Source organism: Nonomuraea spiralis (assembly GCF_014648435.1).
Classification (GTDB): domain Bacteria; phylum Actinomycetota; class Actinomycetes; order Streptosporangiales; family Streptosporangiaceae; genus Nonomuraea; species Nonomuraea spiralis.
The window spans coordinates 59070-82472 of sequence record NZ_BMRC01000035.1 but is presented as its reverse complement, the minus strand read 5'-3'; the positions used below and the strand labels follow the sequence as shown (position 1 = coordinate 82472).

Genomic DNA, 23403 nt, shown 5'->3' with positions numbered 1-23403 from the left:
TGGCCGTAGCCGGGCTGGGAGTACTGCTGGCCGGAGGACTGCGGCTGCTGACCGTAACCCTGCTGCTGACCGTACTGGGCGTCCTGCCCATAGCCCTGCTGCTGGCCGGAGGAGGGCTGCTGGCCGTAACCCTGCTGGCCGTACTGCTGCTGCTGGGCCTGGCCCTGCTGGCCGTAACCCTGGTCGTAGCCCTGCTGCTGGCCGTAACCCTGCTGACCCGAGGCGGCCTGCTGGCCGTACTGGTCCTGCTGGCCGTAGCCGGGCTGGGAGTACTGCTGGCCGGAGGACTGCGGCTGCTGACCGTAACCCTGCTGCTGACCGTACTGGGCGTCCTGCCCATAGCCCTGCTGCTGACCGTAGCCCTGCTGACCCGAGGCGGCCTGCTGGCCGTACTGGGGTTGCTGGCCGTAGCCCTGCTGCTGGCCGTGCTGGGGTTGCTGACCGTATTGGGGTTGCTGGCCGTAGCCTTGTTGCTGCTGTCCGTATTGGGGCTGGCCGTAGGCGTCGTCCGCCCGGTAGCCGACCACAGTGACGTCCGGGTCGGGCTCACCGGGGCGACGCCCTTGGTACTGCCCGTACTCCGAGGGGTTCTCCCCGGAATCGTCCTGTGGATACGGCGGCTGTCCGGTGCTCACCGTGTCACCTCGCTTCGAGTGCGCATGTGGCACGTGTCAGGACACATGCCTGTGCTGCCCAACGTATCGACATAGGTATCAACAATCACCTTTCCATGTGGTCAAGGTCCGCGTCACCCGATGTCAGATGCAGCAGCATGCGGGTGTTGCCAAGGGTGTTCGGCTTGACGTGTTCCAGGTCGAGGAACTCCGCCACACCCTCGTCGTACGAGGCCAGCAACTCGGCGTAGACCTCGGGTGAGACCGGTGTGCCCTGGATGGGGCGGAAACCGTGCCTCGCGAAGAAGTCGACCTCAAAAGTCAGACAGAATACACGCCGCAGCCCCAGATCCTTCGCCTGCCGGACGAGCGCCGAGACGATCCGGTGCCCGACCCCCGCTCCCCGGCACGCCGGATCGACGGCCACGGTACGAACCTCGGCGAGATCCTCCCAGAGAACGTGGAGCGCGCCGCAGCCGACGACCTCCCCACCCCTCTCGGCCACCCAGAACTCCTGGACGTCCTCGTACAGCGTGACCGTGGCCTTCTCCAGGAGCCGCGGCCCCGCGCCCGCGTAGGTGTCCACGAGACGCCTGACCGCGCGCACGTCGGGCGTGCGCGCGCGCCGGACCACGACCGCGGTCTCGGGGACTGCCACTTCGGCCACCTGCTCCATGGCTATCCAGGGTACAGATCTCATTACGGCTCGGCCCTAAATCCCACGTCTCGGGCATCTCATCACATCTCGTGGTCACGCAAACACGGTCTGACTTGGAGCTTTCCTCCAGTCCTCGACCTCCAGAATTTTGGACAAACAGGGCAGAAGCCCGCTTCCGTACGGCTACTCACGAGACCACCTTGTGACCCTTCAGTTGTGAAACCTCTACAGAGTCGGCAGTTCCGGTTGAGCGCGAACCCGGAGTGCATTAGTGTCCAGCGACGATGTTCTCCGCGTAATGCGCGCGGAAAGACACGCCCAATTCCCGCGAGGGAAGCCGGGGAACCATCGGTGGCGAGCACCTCGCGCCACCACTTGGGGTGAATCCGATCATCTCGGTAGGGCTGCTCCGGCCCGAACCCGTCAGCTAACCCGGCCGGCGTCGATGAGAGGGGCTTGGTTGGTGAAGCGCACGCTCGACCGTGAGGGGAAGCCGGCGGGCAGACACGCCCGCCCCCGGGAACAGGCCAGGCGCTCCCGTCGCCTCGGCGTCATCGGCGTCTCCGTCGCCGCGCTCCTGTTCGCCGTCCCCGTCGGTTCTGCGGCCGCCGACCCGAAGCCGCCGCTCTCCGAGCTCGCCGACAAGGTGGAGAAGCTGCACGAGGAGATCGAGACGCTGTCCGAGGACTACAACGGTCAGCGCGAACGACTCAAGGCCGCCCAGAAGGCCAACGACTCCGCCCAGAAGACGCTGGCCAACAGCGAGTCCGACCTGGCCGCCAAGCGCGCCAAGGCCACGCAGCTCGCCCAGAACGCCTACATCACCGGCGGCCTGGACCGGGCCCTCGCCTTCGCCCAGTCCGACGACCCCGAGACCTTCCTCGACCGGGCCGCGACCACGTACGCGCTGGAGCAGCAGCAGGGCGAGGAGGTCAACCAGCTCGCCCAGGCCATGGAGACCGCCGAGCGGGCCAGGGCCGGCGCCAAGACCCGCATCGCCGAGGTCCAGAAGATCGTCAGCGACCTGGAGAGCAAGCGCTCGAAGATCACCAAGCTGGTCTCCAAGGTCGAGGGCAACCTCTACCGGCGGGCCATCGGCGAGGCCGGCCGCCCGGGCTCGCGCGCCGTACGGGTCAACCTGCCGGTCATCGGCAGCGGCAAGGCCGCCCAGGCCGCCAAGTGGGCCCTCACCCAGCAGCTCAAGCCGTACGTGTGGGGCGCCGAAGGGCCCAGCTCCTACGACTGCTCCGGCCTGGTGATGGCCGCGTACCAGCGTGTGGGCATCTCGCTCCCCCACTACACCGGCGACCAGTGGACAGCCGGCACGCACGTCTCGCGTGACCAGCTACGTCCTGGCGACCTGGTCTTCTTCTACACCGACCTGCACCACGTCGGCATCTACATCGGCGGCGGCATGATGGTCCACGCCCCGCAGACGGGCGACGTCGTCCGGGTCGCCCCGATGGGAAGGCGGCCGTTCGCCGGCGCCGTCCGCATCGCGGACTGACCGGACGGACGTTCGCGACGCGAACCGAGCGGGGTGTTCGCATCACGGAACGCGCCGGGCCCGTGGCCCGGCGCGTTGCCCGATGAAGCCGCTAGATGAGCTGGCGGCGCGCCGCCCAGGCCACAGCCTCGATCGCCGTGGCCACGCCGATCCGGTCGCAGATGCACCTCAGTCTCCGGCGCACGGTCCTTCCGCTGATATCCAGCCGTCTGCCGACCCGGTCGACGGTAACTCCTCTGGCCAGCTCGGCCAGTAACGCCAAATCCGCATGGCTCAGCTCTACGCCTTCAGTGAGCACATCCACCGGGAGCCCTCCCCCCAACAGCAGAACTCGGACCTTTCAGTCGGAGCAAAGCCGCTCGTCTCGGTGAAGGTAAACGCATCCTGGAAAGGTCGTCAAGCGTGACAATGGCCGCCCTTGACCAGTGCTATTGACATGATCGCTTATATGTGACGTACTCGCCATATGTCGGCACGTCACGGCCCACTATGCACGGTCCAAACGATCTTTTCGGAAAGCCGGGCCCACAGTCGATGAACGCTACCGATCTCTTGGGTTTTGATCCCTCGGATCCGCAATTTGTGCGCGATCCGTACGACCGATATCGCGAGCTTCGAGCCGCCGGACCGATCTTCGAAACGCGCGGCGGGCTGCTCGTCGTCACCACATATGAACTGTGCGCGGCCGTGCTGCGCGATCCGGGGTTCGGTCACGGAACGTCCGCGCCGGCCGGCGAAGAGCCTGGTCAGCCGGGAAGGTCATTCCTGCTCATGGACCCGCCCGATCACACCCGGTTGCGTGCACTGGTCAGCCGCGCGTTCACCCCCCGCATGATCGAACGCCTCCGGCCCCGGATCGAGGCGATCACCGCCGACCTGATCGGGCGTCTGCCGGAGGAGGCGGACCTGATTTCCGGCTTCGCCTACCCGCTGCCGGTGAAGGTGATCAGCGAGATGCTCGGGGTGCCGCCCGAGGACCACGACCGCTTCCGCGGGTGGAGCGAGGCACTTGCCCGCGGACTTGACCCGGTGCTGACAGACGCCCTCAGATCGGAAACGGACCGTTCCAGGATCGAGTTCCGCGACTACTTCCGCGGCCTCATCGCGCTCAGGCGCGAGCGTCCCGGCGAGGACCTCCTGAGCGCCCTCGCACACGTCGAGGAGCTCACCGAGGCCGAGTTGCTGGCGACCTGCGTGCTGCTGCTCGTGGCCGGCCACGAGACCACCGTCAACCTCATCGCCAACGGCGTGCTGAACCTGCTGCGGCACGGCCTGCTGCACCGCGCCGCCGAGCGGCCGAGGGAGGTGGTCGAGGAGGTGTTGCGCTTCGACCCGCCGGTCCAGCTCACCTCCAGGATCGCGCTGGAGGACAGGGAGCTGGGTGGGTGGCCGGTGCCCGCGGGCTCGGCCGTGCTCGTCCCGATCGGCGCGGCCAATCGCGACCCGGCCGCGTTCCCCGATCCCGACCGGTTCGACCCCGGCCGCGAGCCGGGGCGGCACCTCGCCTTCGGGCTCGGCGCGCACTTCTGCCTGGGGGCGACGCTGGCCAGGATGGAGGGCGAGATCGCGCTGTCCGCGCTGGCCGCGGCGGCGCCCAAGATGGAGGCCGCCGATCCGGACCCGCCGTACAAGGAGAACGTGGTGCTGCGCGGCCTCGCCCGGCTGCCGGTACGGCTCAGGCGGTAGCGTCGTAACGTTCGCGGGCGGCCTCGACGTCCTCGATGTACTCCTCGGCCCAGCTCTTGATGGCGGCCACCAGCGGCATCAGGCTCTCGCCCAGCGGGGTGAGCGCGTAGTCGACCCGCACCGGCACCTGCGGCGTGACCCGGCGCGCCACCAGGCCGTCGCGTTCGAGGCCGCGCAGGGTCTGCGTGAGCATCTTCTGGCTGACGCCCGCGATGCGCCTGGCCAGGTCGCTGTAGCGGCACTCGCCGCGGGCCAGCGCGCTGAGCACCAGCGTGACCCATTTGTCGCTGAGGCGGTCGAGCAGCTTCCTGGAGGGGCATTCGGCGAAGTAGGCGTCGAAGGCCAGCCTGGCCTGGTCACGCCGCTGCGCCGCCGTCGTCGTCGCCACCGGGTCTCGCTCCTCGCCGTATGTTACGCACCTTCAGGTGCCTTCTTACCAGGAGAGAGTAACCCCTCCTAGGGTCACGGCCATGACGAACATGCGTGCGATCATCGGCGGTTCCGGCGCCCCCCTCCTGGTGACGGCCCCGGTGCCGGAGGCCGGGCCCGGCCAGGTACGGATCAAAGTGGCGGCGGCCGGGGTGAACCCCTTCGACCTGGCCGTGGCCGCCGGGGCGCTGGTCACGTACGGGCTGGCCAGGAAGCGGGACTCGTACGGGATCGGCTTCGACGTGGCGGGGACCGTGGACCAGGTGGGCCCGGGGACGACCTTCGGCGTGGGCGAGGAGGTCGTGGGGCTGTGCGCGCGGCTGGAGCTGCCGTACAAGGCGCAGGCCGAGTACGTCGTGCTGGACGCCTCGGCCGTGGCCCGCGCCCCCAGGAACGTGAGCGCCGCCCAGGCCGCCACGTTGCCGCTCAACGGGCTCACCGCCTGGCAGGCCCTCGACCGGACCGGCGTCGGCCCGGGCGGCACGCTGCTGGTCACAGGCGCGGCGGGAGCCGTCGGCGGCTACCTGGTCGAGCTGGCCGCCGAGCGCGGCATCCGGGTCGTGGCCACCGCCGGTGCCGCGGACGAGAAGCTGGTACGGGACTTCGGGGCGGAATGGTTCGTCCCCCGCCAGGAGGAACTGGCCGAGGCCGTACGCGCACTGGTCCCCGGTGGCGTGGACGCCGTCGTGGACGCGGCGGTGCTGGGCCTGCCCGCGCTCGACGCCGTACGGGACGGCGGGGCGTTCGTGGCGTTGTCGGCCGGGGTCGCGCCGGTGGCGCTGCGCGGGACCGACGTGGCCACCGTCTTCTTCCGCTCGGACGCCTACCAGCTGGCGGAGCTGGTACGCCTGGTCGAGGCCGGCCGGCTGACGTTGCGGGTGGCCGAGACGTACGGGCTGGACCAGGTCGCCGAGGCCCACGCGCGCCAGGCGGAGGGCAGGCTGCGCGGCCGTCTGGTGTTGCTGCCCTGACCGCCCCGCGTGTCGGACGCGGGGCGGCGGGCGGCGGCTCAGTGAGTGGGCTTGACCAGCGGGAACAGGATGGTCTCGCGGATGTTCCTGCCCGTGAAGGCCATGATCATCCGGTCGATGCCGGCGCCCATGCCACCCGTGGGCGGCATCGCGTACTCAAGGGCCTGGAGGAAGTCCTCGTCGAGCTGCATGGCCTCCAGGTCGCCGCCCGCGGCCAGCAGCGACTGCTCCACCAGCCGGTGGCGCTGGTCGATCGGGTCGTTGAGCTCGGAGTAGCCGGTGCCGAGCTCAGTGCCGAACCCGATCAGGTCCCACTTCTCGGTGAGCAGCGGGTTGTCGCGGTGGAGGCGGGCCAGCGGCGAGGTCTCCAGCGGGTAGTCCATGACGAACGTCGGCTGGACGAGGGTGTGCTCGACCAGCGCCTCGAAGAGCTCCTGGACGAGCTTGCCCGAGCCCCACTTCGGGTCCCAGTGGACCTCGCGGCGGTCGGCGATCCTCCGCAGCTCCTCAAGGGTGGTCTCGGTCGTGATCTCCTCGCCGACCGCGTCGGACACCAGGTCGTAGAGCCTGACCCGGGGCCACTTCTCCATCCCGAGGTCGATCTCGACACCGTCGTGCACGACCACGGACGTGTCCAGGGCGGCCATGACGGCCTTCTGGTACATGCGCTGCGTCAGGTCGGCGATGTCGTTGTAGTCGAGGTAGGTGCCGTAGGCCTCGAGCATGGTGAACTCGGGGTTGTGCGTGGAGTCGGCGCCCTCGTTGCGGAAGTTGCGGTTGATCTCGAAGACCTTCTCGATGCCGCCGACCACCAGCCGCTTGAGGTAGAGCTCGATCGCGATGCGAAGGTAGAGCTCCATGTCGTAGGCATTGATGTGGGTCTTGAACGGCCGGGCCGTCGCGCCGCCGTGGATGGGCTGCAACATCGGGGTCTCGACCTCGAGGTAGCCCTCCTCGTGCCAGAAGTCGCGCACCGCGCGCACGGTCGCGCTGCGCACCCGGGCCATCTTCCTGGCCTCGTCGTTGACGATGAGGTCGACGTAGCGCTGGCGCACCCGCGCCTCGGGGTCGGTGAGCCCGACGTGCTTCTCCGGCAGCGGGCGCAGGCACTTGGCGGTGATCTGCCAGCTGTCGGCAAGGATCGACAGCTCGCCGCGGCGCGAGGTGATGACCTCGCCGATCACGCCGACGTGGTCGCCGAGGTCGACGTCGCGCTTCCAGGAGGCCAGGGACTCCTCGCCGACCTTGTCGAGCGAGATCATGACCTGGAGGTCGTCGCCGCCGTCGCGGAGCGTGGCGAAGCAGAGCTTGCCGCCCACGCGGTTGAGCATGACGCGCCCCACGACCGCGACCGTCTCGCCGGTGGCGGTGTCGGGCTCCAGGCCCTGGTGTTTCTCCCTGACCTCGGCGTTGGTCGCCGTACGTGGGAAGTTCACCGGGTAAGGGTCGACGCCCTCGCTGCGGAGGCGGTCGAGCTTTTCCCTCCGGATGCGCATCTGCTCTGGAAGTTCCTCGCTCACAACAACAAAGCGTAGGGGATACGGCGAACTGCAAGCGCTCGTGACGGTTCCCTGCAGGGGCGCTGCAAGGACCCTTTTGTACCAATGACTCACGAGCTCAGGGGGTAGCCGGCAGGGAGCCGGCCCGAGGTGAGCTCCGGGAGACATCATGATCAGGAAGATCGCGACGGGCATCCTCGCCATCGCCGCCACCAGCGCCGTGGCCCTGTCGCTTCCTACGGCCGCCAGCGCCAGCACGGCCGACTTCGACGACTACTCCGGCTCCTGGGGCCCGGTGTACGCCAAGTACCACCTGGCCAAGGCTCAGGGCCAGGTGAGCGTCGAGTGGGACGACGACGAGTCCAACGAGGTCCACGTCAGCGGCAGGCTCTACGACCTGGACGACCGTGACTACGACGAGGGCGGCAAGTGCGGGTACGTGAAGTTCCAGGCCGAGGACTCCGAGGGCGACTGGTCCACGGTCTACACCAAGAAGTACTGCGGCTTCCCCGGCTACAAGAAGTTCCACTTCGAGGAGAACGACGTCTTCACCCTGCGGGCCAAGGTCTGCCAGGTCTCCGAGCAGGGCAGCTTCGCCACGAAGTGCGGCCCCTGGAGCTACCTCTACACGGCCGAGGACGAGTGATCCCGGCAGGTGACACCACGACCGGCGAGCGGCCCCCCATCCCGAGCGGGGGGCCGCTTGTCACGTTCTACCGGTTGTCACGTTCTAAGCGGTGTTTCGGTGATAAATCAGGCGCAGGCCGATGAGGGTCAGCCACGGCTCGTGCACGTCGATCGAACGCGACTCGCCGACCACCAGCGCCGCGTGCCCGCCGGTCGCCACGACGGTCACCTCGTCGGGGTCGTCGGCCAGCTCGGCCGCCATACGCTCGACGATGCCGTCGACCTGGCCGGCGAAGCCGTAGATGATGCCGGCCTGCAACGCCTCGACCGTGTTCTTGGCGATCACCGAACGCGGCCTGACCAGCTCCACCTTGTGCAACTGTGCGCCGGCGGCGGCCAGGGCGTCGACCGAGATCTCGATGCCGGGGGCGGTGACCGCCCCGACGTACTCGCCCTTGGCCGAGACGGCGTCGAAGGAGGTGGCGGTGCCGAAGTCGACGATGATGCACGGGCCGCCGTACTGGTCGATGGCGGCCAGGGCGTTCACGATGCGGTCGCTGCCGACCTCCTTCGGGTTGTCCATGCGGACCGGCACACCCGTGCGCACGCCGGGCTCCACGATCACGGCCGTGACGTCGCCGTAGTAGCGGCGGCACATCTCCCGCATCTCGTTGAGCACACTCGGCACGGTCGAGCAGATCGCGATGCCGCTGACGTCGGCGCCCTTGAGCAGCGGTGACTGGGCCAGCAGCCCCTGGAGCACGACGGCGATCTCGTCGGCGGTGCGGCGGGAGTCCGTGGCCAGCCTCCAATGCTCGATGACGTCCTCGCCCTCGAACAGCCCCAACACCGTGTGCGTGTTGCCGACGTCGATCGTGAGCAGCATCAATTACCCCCGCAAATCCAGTGCGATGTCCAGGGCCGGCGCCGAGTGGGTGAGCGCTCCCACCGCAAGGTAGTCAACGCCAGTTTCAGCCACATCACGAGCCGATTCCAAGGTCAATCCCCCACTCGCTTCAAGCGCAACCCTGTTTTTCGCCCGACTTTTCACGATTTGTACGGCATGTACGGTGTCCTCGACCGTGAAGTTGTCCAGGAGGATCTCCGCGGCGCCCTCGTCCAGCACCGGCCCGAGCTGGTCGAGCCGGTCGATCTCGACCTCGATCGGCAGGTCGGGATAACGCTCCCTGACCGCGCGGAACGCCTCGGCCACGCCGCCGGCCGCCACGACGTGGTTGTCCTTGATCAGGGCCGCGTCCGACAACGACATCCGGTGGTTGACGCCGCCGCCGCAGCGCACAGCGTACTTCTCCAGGGCCCGCAGACCCGGCAGGGTCTTGCGGCTGTCGCGCACCCGCGCCCGCGTGCCCTCGATCGCGGCCACCCAGCCGGCGGTCAGCGTGGCGACCCCGGACAGGTGCGTGAGCAGGTTGAGCGCGGTGCGCTCGGCGGTCAGCACGGCCCGCGTCGGGCCCTCGACCGTCATCAGCACGTCGCCGGCCGCGACCCGCTCGCCGTCCTTGGCCCGCCGCTCGGCCCGCCCGCCGCACAGCCGGGCGAAGACCGCCTCGGCCACGGCCAGCCCGGCCACGACGCCGTCCCTGCGGGCCACCACGTCGGCGGTCGAACGCTGCCCGGACGGGATCGTGGCCAGGCTCGTCACGTCGCCCGCCTCCTGGAGGTCCTCGGCGAGCGCGCGGTCGATCAGCGCGTCGACCTCGGCCGGGTCGAGCCCGGCGGCGGCCAGTTCCTGGGCCAGGCGCGGCGGCATCGCCTCGCCGTGCGGGGTGTACGTCATGCGAAGGCCCTCCTCGGTCAGGGTCACATCCAGGTGGCCCAGCCACTCATTGTCGTCCCGGTTCTCGTGGTCCTCACGCCAATGGGAGCCGCGCGTCTCCAGCCTTGCCGCCGCCACACCCGTCAGGACGGCGCCGACGGTGAGCAGATTGGCCGCCTCCCAGGACTCGGTGCAGGCCGGCACCGCGACGGGCGTCCAGAGCGCGTCGCGCAGCGCCTTCGACGTGGCCTGCAGCGACGCGCGGCTGCGCAGCACCCCGGCGCCGGCGCTCATGTGCGCCTGGAGCCTGGGCCTGACCCTGGGGTCCACCAGGCCCGTCGCGACCCGCGCCGGAACCGGCTCGCCCGGCTCGGGGCGCGTGCGGTGAATGTCCTCGGCGATGCGCTCGGCGAAGACCAGGCCCTCAAGGAGGGAGTTGGAGGCCAGCCGGTTCGCGCCGTGCACGCCGGTGCAGGCGACCTCGCCGCACGCGTACAGGCCCTCGATCGAGGTACGGCCGGACAGGTCGGTGTGTACGCCGCCGCTGGCGTAGTGGGCGGCCGGGGAGACCGGGATCGGCTCGGTGACCGGGTCGATGCCGTGCTCGCGGCAGACGGCGTAGATGGTGGGGAAACGGCTCTCCCACTTCACCCTGCCGAAGTGGCGGCCGTCGAGGAAGACGTGGTCACGGCCGGTCTCGAGCATCGTCTTGGTGATCGCCTTGGCCACGACGTCGCGCGGCGCCAGGTCGGCCAGTTCGTGCACCCCCTGCATGAACCTGTTGTTCTCGTGGTCGACCAGGAAGGCGCCCTCGCCCCTGACCGCCTCGGAGATCAGCGGCTGCTGGCCGGTCGAGCCCTCGCCCAGCCACAGCACAGTGGGGTGGAACTGGACGAATTCGAGGTCGCGCACGACCGCCCCGGCCCGCAGCGCGAGCGCCACGCCGTCGCCGGTGGACACGACCGGGTTGGTCGTCGCGGCGTAGACCTGGCCCATGCCGCCGGTGGCCAGCACCACCGCCCGCGCCCGGACCGCGCCGACGCCGTCGCGCGCGCCCTCGCCCATGACGTGCAGAGTCACTCCCCTGGCGCGCCCCTGGGCGTCCTTGAGCAGGTCGAGCACCAGCGCGTGCTCGATCACCTCGATCGACCCGGCGCGCACCGCCTCGACCAGCGCCCGCTGCACCTCCGCGCCCGTGGCGTCGCCGCCGGCGTGCACGATCCGGCGGCGCCGGTGGCCGCCTTCTCTGGTGAGCTGGAGCTCCCCGTTGGGATTGCGGTCGAACCGGGCGCCGCGCGCCATGAGCCGCCGCAGCGCGCCGGGCCCCTCGGTCACCAGCGTCCGTACGGCCTTGGTGTCGCACAGCCCGACCCCGGCGACCAGCGTGTCACTCAGGTGCTCCTCGGGGGTGTCACGCGGGTCGAGCACGGCCGCGATGCCCCCTTGGGCCCACTTGGTCGAGCCGGCGGACAGCACGTCCTTGGTCACGACCAGGACCTTGGCCGTGGGGTCCAGCTCGGCATGGCGCAGGGCCACGGTCAGGCCCGCGACGCCGGAGCCGACGACGACCACGTCCGCCTCTACGGTCCACCCGGGCTCGGGGGCCGTCAGACGCAGGGGAATCGCCGGTGCACTCATGGGGGTCTCCTCACTGAGGCGATTTCGTCACTATGACGATAACGCCTGGCGCAGCGTGGACATGCCCCGGGGGCCGTACGGATCAGGGACGCAGGCTCAGGACGACGTTGTCGATCAACCGGGTGGTGCCCACCCTGGCCGCCACGGCGAGGACGGCCGAGCCCGCGTAGGAGTCGCCGACCTCCTTGAACGTCGCCGGATCGACCAGCGCCAGGTAGTCGAGGTCGAGGTCGGGCCCGGCCGCGTCGAGCACGGCCCGCGCGGTGGCCCGGATCGCGGACGGGGTCAGCTCGGCGGCGCCCGCCCGCAGGGCACGCGACAGGGCCAGCGCGACCGTGCGTTCGCCGGCCGACAGGTAGCGGTTGCGGCTGGACAGGGCCAGCCCGTCGGGCTCGCGTACGGTAGGGGCCCCGACGATCTCGATCGGCAGGTCGAGGTCGGCCACCATGCGGCGGATCACGGCGAGCTGCTGGGCGTCCTTCTGGCCGAAGATCGCCAGGTCGGGGTGTACCAGGTTGAACAGCTTGAGCACCACCGTCAGCACGCCGTCGAAGTGGCCCGGCCTGGAGGCGCCCTCGACGATCGTGCCCATCTCGCCGGAGCAGACGCTCACCTGGCGGTCGGGGCGGTACATGTCCACGGCCGACGGCGCGAACACGACGCCGGCCCCCTCGGCCCGGCACACCTCAAGGTCGGCATCAAACGTACGGGGATAGCGCGAAAAATCCTCGTTTGGCGCAAATTGCAGAGGGTTGACGAAGATGCTGACCACGACCTGGTCGGCACGGGCACGCGCGGCCCTGATCAGCGACCGATGACCGTCGTGGAGCGCGCCCATGGTCGGGACCAGGGCCACTGTGCCCGTGCCCCGAGCCTTGGCCAGGTCGTCCCGGTTGCCGGCCACGATCAGATCCATTGTTGCCCTCCACACCCGACGGTCAGGTCCATATATTGCCCCCAAGCGCGTCGAGCAGCCGCTCCGCCTCCTCCGGTTTGAGCAGCCCGGCGGCCAGCGCCCGGTCGGCGGTGAGCCGGGCCAGCGCGATGTAGGCGTCGGCGGCCTCGGGAGCGGCCAGGATCAGCGCGTCGACGTGTTTGCGCACCGTACCGGCGTCGCCCCGGACGACCGGCCCGGTCAGACCGGCGATGCCCAGCCGCAGCACGTTGTCCAGCGCCGCCCCCAGCAGCGGGCCCAGCATCCGGCCCGGGTGCTCGACGCCGATGCGCCCCAGCAGCTCCTCGGACTCGGCGATGAGCGTGACCATGTGGTTGGCGGCGTTGGCCAGGGCCGCGTGGTAGAGGGCGCGGTCGCTCTCGGCGATCCAGACCGGCTCGCCGCCCATCTCGATCACCAGGGCCTCGGCGACGGGACGCAGCATGTCGGGCGCGGTCACGCCGAACGAGATGCCGGTGATCTTGTTGAGGTCGTCGTCCCGGCCGGTGAACGTCATGACCGGGTGGAGCGCGAGCGGCAGCGCGCCCGCCTTCGCGGCGGGGTCGAGCACCGACAGGCCGTAGGCGCCGCTGGTGTGGACGAGCAGCTTGCCCTGGAGCTCGGCGCCCGTACCGGCCAGCCCGGCGACGAGGTCGGGCAGGGCGTCGTCGGGGACGGTCAGCAGGATGAGCTGCGCGGCGGCCACCACCTCGTCGGGCCGCGCCAGGTCGACCCCGAGCCGGTCGGCGGCCCATCTCCGCGACCTGTCGGACACCCCGCTCGCGGCCACGATCCGGTGTCCGGCCTGGGTCAGCGCGGCGCCGAGCGCGGAGCCGACCTTGCCCGCCCCGAGCACGCCGACAGTCAGCCGTGCCGGGCGATCAGCTGCGTCCATGACGTCTCACCCCTGTCGACCGTGATGGCACTGCCGACCAGCGTAACCGGCGGCGGGACGGTCGCAGTCACCAGGCGTTCCGGCGTGACCGCCGCTTTGCCGCGCGTTGAGTTAACGACAAATGCGACAGGGGCATACGAATGGTGCACCCCCTGTCGAAAGAGATGAGGAGAGGGGTCCACGCATGACAGCGGGCGCCGAGTCCTGACAACCCGACGCCCGCCTGGATGCGACCTCTTGGAGGTGCGCCGGCCGGTCATCCGCCGACTGACCGGCCGGGATCAGAGCCCGGACCGCGCGCGAGCGGTCCGGGCTCTTCCTGCCTCAGCGGCTGTAGACCGCGGTGTTCGGGCTCCCCTGGCAGCCGTTGATCGGCACCGCCTGGATGCCGATGTTGTTGCCGCAGACGGGCACGACGGCGGTGATGGGGAGGTGGATCGGGCTGCCGGTCAGGATGCCGTTGTTGCCGTGGGTGACGTCGTCGGCGTACGCGGGGGCGGCCAGGGCCAGCAGGGCGATGGCACCTGCCATGACCAGAGTCTTCTTCACGGGGGGGCTCCTCTCAGTATGCGGCCGTCGAGGCCGCAATGCTTTTGGTGGAGCGATCCGGCTCGCCGCTTACCGCGGATGGGCGAAACGCAGTCGCTCTGTGACAGTGCGTAAACGTTAGCGCAATGTAACGACCAAGAGTAGTCAATCATTGACTCTGCGTGTCGTCACGTTGAATCGTGAGATAGTCCCTGCATGTGGCTCACCTGGCGCGCCGCGACCGAACGCGCGCTCTACGGCGAGGAGGGCTTCTACCTCCGCGAACGCCCCTCGGGCCACTTCCGCACCTCGGTCGGAGCCTCGGCCGCGTTCGCGGAGGCGGTCCTGGCCCTGCTGACGGAGGTGGACTCCGAGCTCGGCGCCCCCGACCCGCTCGACCTGGTCGACATCGGCTCAGGCGAGGGCGTGCTGGTCGGCCGCGTGCTCGCGGCGGCCGGGCCCGACCTGCGCGACCGGCTCCGGGTCACCTGCGTCGACCTGTCCGCCAGGCCCGCCGGCCTGCCCGAGCAGGTGGAGTGGAGCCGCACGCTGCCCACCAGCATCACCGGCCTGGCCATCGCCAACGAGTGGCTCGACAACATCCCGCTCGACGTGGCCGAGCAGACCTCCGGCGGCCCCCGCCTGGTCATGGTCAACACCCGGACCGGCGAGGAGCGCCTCGGCGGCCCGCTGCGGCCCGCCGACCGCGAATGGCTCGACCGCTGGTGGCCGCTGCCCCACGTGGGCACCCGCGCCGAGATCGGCCGCCCCCGCGACGACGCCTGGGCCTCCGTTCTGGTACGCCTCGCCCGCGGCCGGGCGATAGCCGTGGATTATGCACACCCTGTGGATAACCGACCGCTCTGCGGCACGCTGACCGGTTACCGCGACGGCTCGGTCGTCACCCCGATCCCCGACGGGACCTGCGACATCACCGCCCACGTCGCCCTCGACGCGTGCGCCGAGGCCGGGCGGCGGGCCGGCGCGATATCCACAACCTTGTCCACACAGCGCAACGTGTTGCGGACGCTGGGCCTCACCGGCACCCGCCCGCCGGTCGACCTGGCGCACACCGATCCGCGCGCCTACGTACGTGCTCTGTCGAGGGCCTCGGAGGAGGCGGAGCTGATCGATCCGGCCGGGCTCGGCGGGTTCGGGTGGCTCAGCCAGAGCCGGTGACGTCGAGGTCGAGCGAGTGCAGGCCGCGGATGACGAACCCGGGCTTGTAGACCGGCTCCGAGCGCAGCTCGATCGTCCCCACGCGGTCCAGCAGCGCGTTGAACGACTCCGTCAGCTCGATCCTGGCCAGCGGCGCGCCCAGGCAGAAGTGGATGCCCGCGCCGAAGGAGATGTGCGGGTTGTCCGGCCGGCCCAGGTCGAGCCGGTCCGGGTCCTCGAACACCTCGGGGTCCCGGTTGGCCGAGCCGAACAGGCAGGCGACCTCCGAGCCGCGCGGGATCCGCACGCCGTCGACCTCGATGTCCTCCAGCACCCAGCGTTCGAAGAGCTGGAGCGGGGTGTCGTGGCGCAGCAGCTCCTCGATGGCGGTCGGCAGCAGCGAACGGTCGGAGCGCAGGCGGGCCAGCTCGCCGGGGTTCTTGAGCAGGGCCCGCCAGCCGTTGCCGGTGACGTTGACCGTGGCCTCGTGGCCCGCGTTGAGCAGCAGGACGCAGGTGCCGGCCAGCTCGTCCGGGGTCAGCTCGGGGATCGCGGCCAGGGCGCTGACCAGGTCGTCGCCGGGGTTGGCCACGCGCTCGCGGGCCAGGTCCTTGAGGTAGGACTCGAACTCCTCGGCCGCGCGCACCGCCTTGTGCTGGGTGTCCAGGTCGGGGTTGAGCTCGTACATGCCGCACATGTCGGCCGACCACGGGCGCAGCAGGTGGCGGTCCTGCTCGGGGACGCCGAGCATCTCGGCGATGACGGTGACCGGCAGCGGCTCGGCGACCTCGGCGATCAGGTCGCCGCCGCCCTTCTCGACGTACGCGTCGATCAGGCCCTCGGCGATGGCCCGTACGCGGGGGCGCAGCGACTCGACCATGCGCGGCGTGAACGCCTTGGACACCAGCCGGCGCAGCCTCGTGTGGTCCGGCGGCTCGACCTCCAGCATGCCGTTCCTGCTGACGCGCCAGAAGGGCTCCTGGAACTCCGGCTCGGGCTGCCGGCCGAACTCCTCGTGGGTGGCGACGTGGGTGTAGTCGCGGCCCAGTCGCCGGTCCCTGAGCAGCGCGTTCACGTCGGCGTGCCGGGAGATCAGCCACTGGTTGGACGGCTCGAAGTAGTGGACGGGCGCCTCGCGCCTCAGCTCGTCGTAAGCCGGGTAAGGGTCGGCGACGAAATCCGGATTCCAGGGATCAAAGCGCACTATTTCATCTTATGAGACGTGCTGACCTGCTGGGCTTGCGAATGATGCCCGGGTGTCGGTTATAGTGCGGTCGTAGGTCATGAGTGCCAGCGACAAGCCCCGGCTAGCTGGCCGGCAACCCTCGCGTCCGCGGCGGGGTGCCCCGGGTGAAGACCTGGTCCGTCACGAGGTGTGGCGGGCAAGCGCGGGCTCCGTGGCTGTTCCCAGGGGTCCGACCGACCCCGTGAGGAGCCGTGCCATGTCCACGCTGACGATCTTCAACTCGGTGCCCGCCCAGGCCGTCGAGGCCCCCGCCGCCACCTCCGCCCCCTCGGGACGGCTGATCCCCGCCGTGCTCGGCGCCGACCTGGAGGTCCCGGTCAAGGGCGGCCGCCTGGTCAGCTACGCCAACCTCGACTACGCCGCCAGCGCCCCTTGTCTTGAGCCGGTCAGCGCCGCCGTCGCCGCCGCGCTCCCGGCCTACTCCAGCGTCCACCGCGGCGCGGGCTACGCCTCCCAGCTCACCACCGCCCGGTATGAGCAGTCCCGCCACACGGTCAGGGCCTTCGTCGGCGCCCGCCCGGACGACGCCGTCATCTTCACCCGCAACACCACCGACGCCACCAACCTGCTGGCCCGCTGCCTGCCCGAGGGCACGACCGTGGTCGTCTTCGACTCCGAGCACCACGCCTCGCTGCTGCCCTGGGAGCGGTCCGTACGCCTCGCGCCCCCCGCCTTCCCCGGCGAGGCCGTCCGCGCCGCCGACGAGGCACTGGCCGGGATCGAGGGCCCCAAGCTGCTCGTGGTCACCGCCGCCTCGAACGTCACCGGCGAGTTGTGGCCGATCGCCGCCCTCGCCCACATCGCCCACCGGCACGGCGCCCGGATCCTGGTGGACGCCGCCCAGCTCGTACCGCACCGCAGGCTCAACCTGACCGCGCTCGACCTGGACTACGTGGCCTTCTCCGGCCACAAGCTGTACGCGCCCTTCGGCGCCGGCGTGCTGATCGGACGGCGTGACTGGCTGGCCGAGGGCGAGCCGTACCTCAAGGGCGGCGGCGCGGTGCGCTCGGTGGGCGAGACCACCGAATGGCACGACGACCCCGAGCCCCGCCACGAGGCGGGCACCCCCAACGTGCTGGGCGCCATCGCCCTGGCCGCCGCCTGCGACGCGCTCACCGCCACCGGCTGGACCGAGCTGGTATGCGAGGAGGAGCGCCTGATCGCCCGCCTGCGCGCCGGCCTGGCCTCGATCGAGGGGGTGCACGAGCTGTCGCTGTGGGGCGAGGACCACCCGCGGGTGGGGATCGTGTCGTTCGTGGTGGACGGCTACTCGGCCCGGGAGGTGGCCGAGGCGCTGTCCGGCGAGTACGGCATCGGCGTGCGTGACGGGAAGTTCTGCGCGCACCCGTTCGTCCGCCACCTGCTGGGCACGGCGGACGGCGGCTGCGAGGACGGCACCGCGTCGGCGGTGCGGGCCTCGATCGGCATCGGCAGCACGCAGGAGCACGTCGACCGCCTGATCGAGGCCCTGCGCGACCTGGTCGGCCGCTGACCTCAGCGGTCGGAGGGCTTTTGCCCGGGTCGGTCGTCAGCGGTTGGGCGGCTTCGGATGGGTCGGCTCGTCCGAGACCAGGGCGTCGATGTCCCTCATGTCCTCGTCGTTGAGGTGGCCGGGCCGCGGCGCGCCCGGCTGCCTCGGCACGTTGGGCTGCTCGGCCTCCCCCTCGGGCCTGGCCGGCGTCGTGGGGCCGCCCGCGGGCCGCACCTGCGTCGTGGGCTCCCTCATGGGCTGCGTCGTGGGCTCCTCGGTGACGACGGTCGTCGGCTCGGCGCGCCGGACCGGCCGGTGCGCGGCGAGGTCGTCCTCGGCGATCCGGCGTTCCCTGCGGCGCCGGAACATCGTGTTGACGATGCCGTCGAGGCCGATCCGGCCGCCGCCCAGCGCGGCGAGCATCAGGGCGAGCGCGCCCAGGGCGCCCGGCAGCTCCCAGCCGCCGTTCTGCGACAACACCCCGCGTCCTATGTGCACGAAGACGATCGCGCCGATCATGTCAATGAGCAGCAGCAACGCCACCGGACGTACCAAGAGGCCGAGGATCAGCAGGACACCGCCGATCAACTCCACGATGGCGGCGAACCCCGCGGACAACCCGGGCATCGGCACGCCCATCTCCCGGAACTCCGCCGCCGCGGCACCCAGCCCGCCCTGCCACTTCTGCCAGCCGTGCGCCACGAAGATCACACCGAGCACCACCCTGGAGATCAGGGCGGCCACATCAAACAGAACTCTCTTCACAGTGCTTTCTCCCCCCGTTTCCGGTATTGATCCCCATGTCTGGCTTCGGGATGCGTTGCCATACGATTCCTTGACCATCCCCCACGCTGGCCCACCTCGCGGGACGGTGGCAGCATGGGCCCTATGACGGAACGCGTGGTCGGGATCGGCGCGGGCGCGAAGGAGCTGGCGACCGAGGACATGATCCTCAACATCGGTCCCCAACACCCCTCCACGCACGGCGTGCTCAGGCTCCGGCTGACCCTCGACGGCGAGCGCATCGCGGCGGCCGAGCCGATCATCGGCTACATGCACAGGGGCGCGGAGAAGTTGTTCGAGGTCCGCGACTACCGGCAGATCATCATGCTCGCCAACCGGCACGACTGGCTGTCGGGGTTCGCCAACGAGCTGGGCGTCGTGCTGGCCGCCGAACGGCTGCTCGGCATGGAACCGCCGGTCAGGGCCGTGTGGGCCCGTACACTGCTGGCCGAGCTCAACCGCATGCTCAACCACCTGATGTTCCTCGGCTCCTACCCCCTCGAACTCGGCGCGATCACCCCCGTCTTCTACGCCTTCAACGAGCGCGAACGCATCCAGGCCGTCATGGAGGAGATCTCCGGCGGGCGCATGCACTACATGTTCAACCGGGTCGGCGGCCTCAAGGAGGACCTGCCGCTCGGCTGGCTCGACCGGGTCGCGCAGGCCGTCGCCGAGACCCGCCGCCGGGTGCCCGACATCGAGGGCCTCATCCTGAACAACGAGATCTTCCTCGCCCGTACCAAGGGGGTCGGCGTGCTGACCCGCGAGCAGATCCTCCAGTACGGCGTCAGCGGGCCCATCGCCCGCGCCTCGGGGGTCGACCTCGACCTGCGGCGCGACGATCCGTACCTGGCCTACGGCGAGTTGCCCGTCGAGGTCGTCACCCGGGAGGCGGGCGACTGCCATTCCCGGTTCGAGGTGCTGTTCGCGCAGCTCAAGGTCTCGCTCGACCTCGCCGAAGCCTGCGTCGAGCGGCTGCGCGAGCTGCCTCCCGGGCCGATCAACCAGCGGTTGCCGAAGGTGCTCAAGGTGCCCGAGGGCCACACGTACGCGTGGACCGAGAACCCGCTCGGCATCAACGGCTACTACCTGGTCTCCAAGGGCGACAAGACGCCGTGGCGGCTCAAGCTGCGCTCGGCCTCCTTCGGCAACGTCCAGGTGCTGCGCGAGCTGCTGCCCGGCAACCTGGTGGCCGACATGATCGCCATCCTCGGCTCGATGTTCTTCGTCGTGGGTGACATCGACAAGTGAGCACTCCCCAACGCGACAAGTACGTCGACTGGCTCCGCGCTCTCAGCCTCATCGTGGTGGTGGTCTGGCACTGGGCGTTCACGATCCTGGAGTGGAAGCCCACCGGGCCCGAGCCCACCAGCCCGCTCGGCTTCACCTCGGGGTTGTGGATCCTGACCTGGCTGCTGCAGGTGTTGCCGCTGTTCTTCTACGTCGGCGGTCACGTGCACCTGCTGTCCTGGAACCGGGCGCAGGCGCGCGGCGTGGGCATCGGGGCGTTCGTCTGGCGGCGCATCCGGGCGCTGGCCCTGCCGGCGTTGTTCCTGTGCGGCGTGTGGATCTCCGTCGGCGCGGTCGTGACCTGGGCGTTCGGCGTGGAGTGGATGTGGCGGGTGGTGCTGCTCGTACTCAGCCCGCTGTGGTTCCTCGGCGTCTACCTGGTGCTGATCGCGCTGCTGCCGGTGGCCCTGTGGCTGCACAGACGCTACGACGTGCTGGCCCTCATCTGGCTCGGCGGCTCGGCCCTGGTCGTGGACGTGGTGCGCTTCCGCTACGGCTACGAGTGGGCCGGCTGGCTGAACATGATCATCGTCTGGGGCCTGGCCCACCAGGCGGGCTTCTTCTACGACCGGATCGTCATCCTGCCCAGGCGGTACGACATCGGCATCCTGTGGACGGGCCTGTTCGCCCTGTTCGGGCTGGTCTACTCGGGCATCTACCCGGGCTCGATGGTCGGCGTGCCCGGGGACAAGTGGTCGAACATGGCCCCGCCCACGTTCGTCATCGTCGCCCTGCTGATCTTCCAGATCGGCCTGGTGGAGGTGCTGCGCCCGGCCATGGAACGGGTGCTCGAACGTCCCCGCTGGGCCCGTGCGAACTCCTTCATCAACCGTTACGCCCTGCCGCTGTTCCTCTTCCACACGACCGGCATGGCGATCGCCTTAGGGCTGTCGTGGTGGCTGTTCGGCAGCCTCGGCACCAAGATCCCGCCGGACCTGAAGTGGTGGCTGGAGCGGCCGATCGCCATCATCGGCCCCCTGATCTGCACCCTTCCGGTCATCTACCTCTTCGGCCGCCGCCGGGCCCCGGCCGGGCGCACGCGCGAGGCCGGGGAGCCGCGCTAGTCGGTCTTGCGCTCGTCGGAGTCCTTGGGGATGCGGCAGCAGTGTTCGAGGTAGAGGGCCGCGCAGACGAGCACCACGCAGGCCACGAACGACCCGGCCGCCACGAAGAACTCCGAGCGCGGCGTCTCCCGGTCGAAGATCTGCAGCGTGTACGCGGCGAACCCGGCGAACATCCCGGCGAACACCGCCCCCACGTACGCCGATGCCTTGGCCAGCGCCGCCAGCCGGGCCACCGCCAGCGGTTCGACCGGCTTGGTGTCCGGCTTCCTGGCGATCCTGGCCTTGGTCACCCATCCGCTGTAACCCTCGCCGAGGGCCAGCAGCAACACGGTCGGGATCGCCGTCCACGGCATGATGGGCAGCTCGGAGTAGAAGTGCCGGACCGCCGCCCACACGACGAGGGCGACGACGACGAGGAGAGCGGCCAGGCGGCCGGGGTGCGTCGGCCTCAATCGGGCCTCTGCAGCTTCAGGTCCTCACGCAGGCGCACGCCCCGCCGGTCGAGCCCGGCCAGCAGGTCGGCGATGCGGCCCCGGCCCGGCACCGTGGCCTCGGGGTCGATCACCGACCAGGGCACCAGCACGAAGGCCCGCTCGTGGGCCCGCGGATGGGGCAACGTCAGCTCGGCGTCGTCGCAGGTGTCCTCGCCGACGACGATCAGGTCGATGTCGAGCGTACGCGGCCCCCACCGCTCCTCGCGTACGCGTCCGTAGGCGTTCTCCACGCCGAGCGCCCGCTCCAGCAGCGTGCGGGGCGGCAACTCGGTCTCGGCCACGACGACCGCGTTGAGGTACGGCTCCTGCCCGCCCGGTCCGCCGACGGGGTCGGTCTCGTAGACCGGGGACACCTTGACGAACTCCAGGCCCGGGGCGTCGAACAGCGTGTCGATGGCTCCCTGCAACGTCTGGAAGCGCTCGCCCAGATTGCTGCCGAGAGCGAGGACGGCCTTCATGCGCGGCTCCTCTCGATCGTCACGATCACATCGTCGAACGGCAGCGGGATCGGCGCCGCCGGTTTGTGCACACTCACCTCGACCTTGTGGACCAGCTCACTGGCCAGGCAGACGTCGGCCAGCCGCTGCGCCAGCGTCTCGATCAGCTCGACCGGCTCGCCCTCGACCACCTCGGCCAGCGCCTGGGCCAGCTCGCCGTAGTGGACCGTCTTGGTGAGGTCGTCGCCGGCCGCCGCCGGGGCGGTGTCGAGGAACAACGTCGCGTCGACCACGAACTCCTGCCCGAGCTCCCGCTCGGCGGGCAGCACGCCGTGCCGTCCCCTGGCCCGCAGGCCCTTGAGAGCGATGCGGTCAGACCTCAAGCTCGCCCTCCTCGTCCTCGTCGTCGTCTCCCTGGAGCACCGGGGAGCCGTGGTGCATCCACAACCGCCAGCCCTGTGAGGTGCGGATGTAGACGTTGCTCGCCACCACCTTGCCCGCGGCGAAGCTGGACTCACCCTCCTCGCCCGCGGTGAGGATGTTCTCCACGCAGGTGAGCACGGCCACGTCGCCCAGCACGGTCGTGTTGACGTCGGTCAGCACGAACTGGATGTAGGTGGTGTTGGCCATGATCAGCGCCCACGACCGCAGCACCTCGGACCGGCCCGTCAGCAACGTCCAGCCCGGATGTACGCAGCTCACCTGGTCGTCGGCGGAGTCCTCGGCCCAGATCTCGGTCATCTTGTCGAGATCGGCACTCTCGATCGCGGTGTAGAACTCCTCGTTGACCGTCTCAATAGCGGCAGTGTCGACGCTCATGTGCCTGCTCCGGCTCTCTTCCATGCGGCCGCCACGCGCACGGCATCGGCATTGGGACCTACCTCGTGCACGCGCACGCACCAGGCCCCCGCCTGTGCCGCCAGCGCGGTCACCGCCAGGGTGGCGTCGTCGCTCCGGCTGAACGGGCGGGGGGCGCCGTCGGGACCTGCCAGCAGCCGCCCGAGGAACCGCTTGCGCGAGGCCCCGATCAGCAGCGGGTAGCCCAGCTCGGCGAGCTCCGGGATGCCGGCCAGCAGCGCCCAGTTGTGCTCGGCGTGCTTGGCGAACCCGAGACCGGGGTCGAGCACGATCTGCTCCGGGGACACTCCCTCGGCCAGCACCAGATCGACCCGCTTGCTCAGCTCCTCGCGCACCTCTGTCACGACGTCGGCGTAGACGGCACGGCTGTCCATGTCATGGCTGTGGCCGCGCCAGTGCATCACCACGTAGGGAATCCCCGTCGCGGCGACCACGCGCGGCATGTCCGGGTCGGCCAGCCCGCCGCTCACGTCGTTGACGAGCTTGGCGCCCGCCTCGACCGCGGCCCTGGCCACCTCGGCGCGCATCGTGTCGACGCTCACCGCCACACCCTCGGCGTCGAGCGCCCGGATCACGGGGACGACCCTGGCCAGCTCCTCCTCCAGCGACACCCGGGCGGCGCCGGGACGGGTGGACTCACCGCCCACATCGACGATGTCGGCCCCCTCCCGCACCAGGTCGAGCCCGTGCTGGACGGCGGCCTCCTCGTCGAACCACTGGCCGCCGTCGGAGAAGGAGTCGGGCGTCACATTGACCACACCCATGACGAGGCACCGCTCCGTACCTCCCGGCACGTTGATGGGCACGCTAGTCATGGGGCAAGCCTAGGCGTTCCCCCA

General features: G+C 70.2%; 24 protein-coding genes, 1 pseudogene and 2 riboswitches. Of the genes and pseudogenes, 9 read left to right on the top strand and 16 right to left on the bottom strand.

Annotated features, from left to right (window positions below; all coding sequences use genetic code 11):
* Positions 1–710 (top strand): annotated as a pseudogene (locus IEZ27_RS46505) (hypothetical protein); the annotation flags it as partial.
* 10 nt (positions 711–720) lie between these two features.
* Here IEZ27_RS46505 and IEZ27_RS46500 read toward each other — a convergent pair.
* Positions 721–1290, bottom strand: coding sequence for an amino-acid N-acetyltransferase (locus tag IEZ27_RS46500; protein ID WP_125641677.1), 570 nt, complete (start codon positions 1288–1290; stop codon positions 721–723).
* A gap of 287 nt (positions 1291–1577) precedes the next feature.
* A riboswitch (cyclic di-AMP (ydaO/yuaA leader) is annotated at positions 1578–1729 on the top strand.
* Positions 1730–1735: 6 nt separating this feature from the next.
* On the opposite strand from IEZ27_RS46500, the gene IEZ27_RS46495 reads away from it, so the two are divergent.
* Positions 1736–2779: a C40 family peptidase gene (locus tag IEZ27_RS46495; protein ID WP_229824969.1), complete on the top strand. Its 1044-nt coding sequence runs from the start codon at positions 1736–1738 to the stop codon at positions 2777–2779.
* A gap of 91 nt (positions 2780–2870) precedes the next feature.
* On the opposite strand, the gene IEZ27_RS46490 is transcribed toward IEZ27_RS46495, so the two are convergent.
* On the bottom strand, positions 2871–3083 hold the full coding sequence (locus IEZ27_RS46490; protein WP_125641683.1) for a helix-turn-helix domain-containing protein: 213 nt from the start codon (positions 3081–3083) through the stop codon (positions 2871–2873).
* A gap of 467 nt (positions 3084–3550) precedes the next feature.
* On the opposite strand from IEZ27_RS46490, the gene IEZ27_RS46485 reads away from it, so the two are divergent.
* On the top strand, positions 3551–4465 hold the full coding sequence (locus tag IEZ27_RS46485; RefSeq protein ID WP_229824968.1) for a cytochrome P450: 915 nt from the start codon (positions 3551–3553) through the stop codon (positions 4463–4465).
* On the opposite strand, the gene IEZ27_RS46480 is transcribed toward IEZ27_RS46485, so the two are convergent.
* Entirely contained in the window at positions 4455–4853 is a 399-nt protein-coding gene (locus IEZ27_RS46480) for a winged helix-turn-helix transcriptional regulator (RefSeq protein WP_189653100.1), read from the bottom strand. The genes IEZ27_RS46485 and IEZ27_RS46480 overlap by 11 nt on opposite strands.
* 82 nt (positions 4854–4935) lie before the next feature.
* Here IEZ27_RS46480 and IEZ27_RS46475 point away from each other — a divergent pair, with 82 nt between their 5' ends.
* Positions 4936–5865 carry an NADP-dependent oxidoreductase gene (locus IEZ27_RS46475; RefSeq protein ID WP_229824967.1) on the top strand — a complete coding sequence of 310 codons (930 nt, stop codon included), beginning with the start codon at positions 4936–4938 and terminating at the stop codon, positions 5863–5865.
* Between the two features lie 38 nt (positions 5866–5903).
* Here the strand turns inward: IEZ27_RS46475 and lysX are convergent, their stop codons facing one another.
* Complete coding sequence (gene lysX, locus IEZ27_RS46470; protein WP_229824971.1) at positions 5904–7361, bottom strand: bifunctional lysylphosphatidylglycerol synthetase/lysine--tRNA ligase LysX; 1458 nt, start codon at positions 7359–7361, stop codon at positions 5904–5906.
* Between the two features lie 172 nt (positions 7362–7533).
* Between lysX and IEZ27_RS46465 the strand changes: the two genes are divergently transcribed.
* Positions 7534–8010, top strand: coding sequence for a hypothetical protein (locus tag IEZ27_RS46465; RefSeq protein ID WP_125641694.1), 477 nt, complete (start codon positions 7534–7536; stop codon positions 8008–8010).
* 84 nt (positions 8011–8094) lie between these two features.
* Here IEZ27_RS46465 and IEZ27_RS46460 read toward each other — a convergent pair whose 3' ends face one another.
* The 5 genes from IEZ27_RS46460 to IEZ27_RS46440 form a co-directional block, all read right to left on the bottom strand.
* On the bottom strand, positions 8095–8877 hold the full coding sequence (locus IEZ27_RS46460) for a type III pantothenate kinase (protein WP_189653098.1): 783 nt from the start codon (positions 8875–8877) through the stop codon (positions 8095–8097).
* 3 nt (positions 8878–8880) lie between these two features.
* On the bottom strand, positions 8881–11406 hold the full coding sequence (locus IEZ27_RS46455) for an L-aspartate oxidase (RefSeq protein ID WP_189653097.1): 2526 nt from the start codon (positions 11404–11406) through the stop codon (positions 8881–8883).
* An 82-nt stretch (positions 11407–11488) separates the two neighbouring features.
* On the bottom strand, positions 11489–12322 hold the full coding sequence (gene panC, locus IEZ27_RS46450) for a pantoate--beta-alanine ligase (protein ID WP_189653096.1): 834 nt from the start codon (positions 12320–12322) through the stop codon (positions 11489–11491).
* A 22-nt stretch (positions 12323–12344) separates the two neighbouring features.
* Entirely contained in the window at positions 12345–13235 is an 891-nt protein-coding gene (locus IEZ27_RS46445) for a Rossmann-like and DUF2520 domain-containing protein (protein WP_189653095.1), read from the bottom strand.
* A 324-nt stretch (positions 13236–13559) separates the two neighbouring features.
* A complete protein-coding gene (locus tag IEZ27_RS46440) occupies positions 13560–13784 on the bottom strand; it encodes a chaplin family protein (protein ID WP_125641709.1) in 225 nt (74 codons plus the stop codon).
* Between the two features lie 195 nt (positions 13785–13979).
* On the opposite strand from IEZ27_RS46440, the gene IEZ27_RS46435 reads away from it, so the two are divergent.
* Positions 13980–14942 (top strand): SAM-dependent methyltransferase, encoded by a 963-nt coding sequence (locus IEZ27_RS46435; RefSeq protein ID WP_189653094.1) that lies wholly within the window; start codon positions 13980–13982, stop codon positions 14940–14942.
* Here the strand turns inward: IEZ27_RS46435 and IEZ27_RS46430 are convergent.
* On the bottom strand, positions 14926–16125 hold the full coding sequence (locus tag IEZ27_RS46430) for a cytochrome P450 (protein WP_189653093.1): 1200 nt from the start codon (positions 16123–16125) through the stop codon (positions 14926–14928). The two genes, IEZ27_RS46435 and IEZ27_RS46430, sit on opposite strands and share 17 nt — an antisense overlap.
* A gap of 75 nt (positions 16126–16200) precedes the next feature.
* Positions 16201–16316, top strand: a riboswitch (SAM riboswitch).
* A gap of 47 nt (positions 16317–16363) precedes the next feature.
* On the opposite strand from IEZ27_RS46430, the gene IEZ27_RS46425 reads away from it, so the two are divergent.
* Positions 16364–17659: an aminotransferase class V-fold PLP-dependent enzyme gene (locus tag IEZ27_RS46425; protein WP_189653092.1), complete on the top strand. Its 1296-nt coding sequence runs from the start codon at positions 16364–16366 to the stop codon at positions 17657–17659.
* 36 nt (positions 17660–17695) lie between these two features.
* Here the strand turns inward: IEZ27_RS46425 and IEZ27_RS46420 are convergent, their stop codons facing one another.
* Complete coding sequence (locus IEZ27_RS46420) at positions 17696–18403, bottom strand: DoxX family protein (RefSeq protein ID WP_189653091.1); 708 nt, start codon at positions 18401–18403, stop codon at positions 17696–17698.
* Positions 18404–18526: 123 nt separating this feature from the next.
* Here IEZ27_RS46420 and IEZ27_RS46415 point away from each other — a divergent pair, with 123 nt between their 5' ends.
* A complete protein-coding gene (locus IEZ27_RS46415; protein WP_189653090.1) occupies positions 18527–19672 on the top strand; it encodes an NADH-quinone oxidoreductase subunit D in 1146 nt (381 codons plus the stop codon).
* Positions 19669–20775 (top strand): acyltransferase family protein, encoded by a 1107-nt coding sequence (locus IEZ27_RS46410; RefSeq protein ID WP_189653089.1) that lies wholly within the window; start codon positions 19669–19671, stop codon positions 20773–20775. Before IEZ27_RS46415 ends, IEZ27_RS46410 begins: the two co-directional genes overlap by 4 nt.
* Here the strand turns inward: IEZ27_RS46410 and IEZ27_RS46405 are convergent.
* Genes IEZ27_RS46405 through folP form a run of 5 tightly spaced genes read right to left on the bottom strand, consistent with a single transcriptional unit; the run spans position 20772 to position 23379 of the window.
* Positions 20772–21227 (bottom strand): DUF3180 domain-containing protein, encoded by a 456-nt coding sequence (locus IEZ27_RS46405; RefSeq protein ID WP_189653088.1) that lies wholly within the window; start codon positions 21225–21227, stop codon positions 20772–20774. The two genes, IEZ27_RS46410 and IEZ27_RS46405, sit on opposite strands and share 4 nt — an antisense overlap.
* Entirely contained in the window at positions 21224–21727 is a 504-nt protein-coding gene (gene folK, locus IEZ27_RS46400) for a 2-amino-4-hydroxy-6-hydroxymethyldihydropteridine diphosphokinase (protein WP_189653087.1), read from the bottom strand. The genes IEZ27_RS46405 and folK overlap by 4 nt, the downstream gene beginning before the upstream one ends.
* Complete coding sequence (gene folB, locus IEZ27_RS46395; RefSeq protein WP_189653086.1) at positions 21724–22089, bottom strand: dihydroneopterin aldolase; 366 nt, start codon at positions 22087–22089, stop codon at positions 21724–21726. Before folB ends, folK begins: the two co-directional genes overlap by 4 nt.
* Positions 22079–22525: a nuclear transport factor 2 family protein gene (locus tag IEZ27_RS46390; protein ID WP_125641736.1), complete on the bottom strand. Its 447-nt coding sequence runs from the start codon at positions 22523–22525 to the stop codon at positions 22079–22081. The genes folB and IEZ27_RS46390 overlap by 11 nt, the downstream gene beginning before the upstream one ends.
* A complete protein-coding gene (folP, locus tag IEZ27_RS46385) occupies positions 22522–23379 on the bottom strand; it encodes a dihydropteroate synthase (RefSeq protein ID WP_125641739.1) in 858 nt (285 codons plus the stop codon). Before folP ends, IEZ27_RS46390 begins: the two co-directional genes overlap by 4 nt.
* Positions 23380–23403: the final 24 nt, after the last annotated feature.

Bases quoted from the DNA above. Each gene is read 5' to 3' on its own strand.
- panC (WP_189653096.1), bottom strand. From the start codon at position 12,322: ATGGATCTGATCGTGGCCGGCAACCGGGACGACCTGGCCAAGGCTCGG.
- IEZ27_RS46485 (WP_229824968.1), top strand. From the start codon at position 3,551: ATGGACCCGCCCGATCACACCCGGTTGCGTGCACTGGTCAGCCGCGCG.
- IEZ27_RS46390 (WP_125641736.1), bottom strand. From the start codon at position 22,525: ATGAGCGTCGACACTGCCGCTATTGAGACGGTCAACGAGGAGTTCTAC.
- IEZ27_RS46465 (WP_125641694.1), top strand. From the start codon at position 7,534: ATGATCAGGAAGATCGCGACGGGCATCCTCGCCATCGCCGCCACCAGC.
- IEZ27_RS46460 (WP_189653098.1), bottom strand. From the start codon at position 8,877: ATGCTGCTCACGATCGACGTCGGCAACACGCACACGGTGTTGGGGCTG.
- IEZ27_RS46445 (WP_189653095.1), bottom strand. From the start codon at position 13,235: ATGGACGCAGCTGATCGCCCGGCACGGCTGACTGTCGGCGTGCTCGGG.
- folP (WP_125641739.1), bottom strand. From the start codon at position 23,379: ATGACTAGCGTGCCCATCAACGTGCCGGGAGGTACGGAGCGGTGCCTC.
- IEZ27_RS46475 (WP_229824967.1), top strand. From the start codon at position 4,936: ATGACGAACATGCGTGCGATCATCGGCGGTTCCGGCGCCCCCCTCCTG.
- IEZ27_RS46415 (WP_189653090.1), top strand. From the start codon at position 18,527: ATGACGGAACGCGTGGTCGGGATCGGCGCGGGCGCGAAGGAGCTGGCG.
- folK (WP_189653087.1), bottom strand. From the start codon at position 21,727: ATGAAGGCCGTCCTCGCTCTCGGCAGCAATCTGGGCGAGCGCTTCCAG.
- IEZ27_RS46435 (WP_189653094.1), top strand. From the start codon at position 13,980: ATGTGGCTCACCTGGCGCGCCGCGACCGAACGCGCGCTCTACGGCGAG.
- IEZ27_RS46425 (WP_189653092.1), top strand. From the start codon at position 16,364: ATGTCCACGCTGACGATCTTCAACTCGGTGCCCGCCCAGGCCGTCGAG.
- IEZ27_RS46500 (WP_125641677.1), bottom strand. From the start codon at position 1,290: ATGGAGCAGGTGGCCGAAGTGGCAGTCCCCGAGACCGCGGTCGTGGTC.
- IEZ27_RS46455 (WP_189653097.1), bottom strand. From the start codon at position 11,406: ATGAGTGCACCGGCGATTCCCCTGCGTCTGACGGCCCCCGAGCCCGGG.
- lysX (WP_229824971.1), bottom strand. From the start codon at position 7,361: ATGCGCATCCGGAGGGAAAAGCTCGACCGCCTCCGCAGCGAGGGCGTC.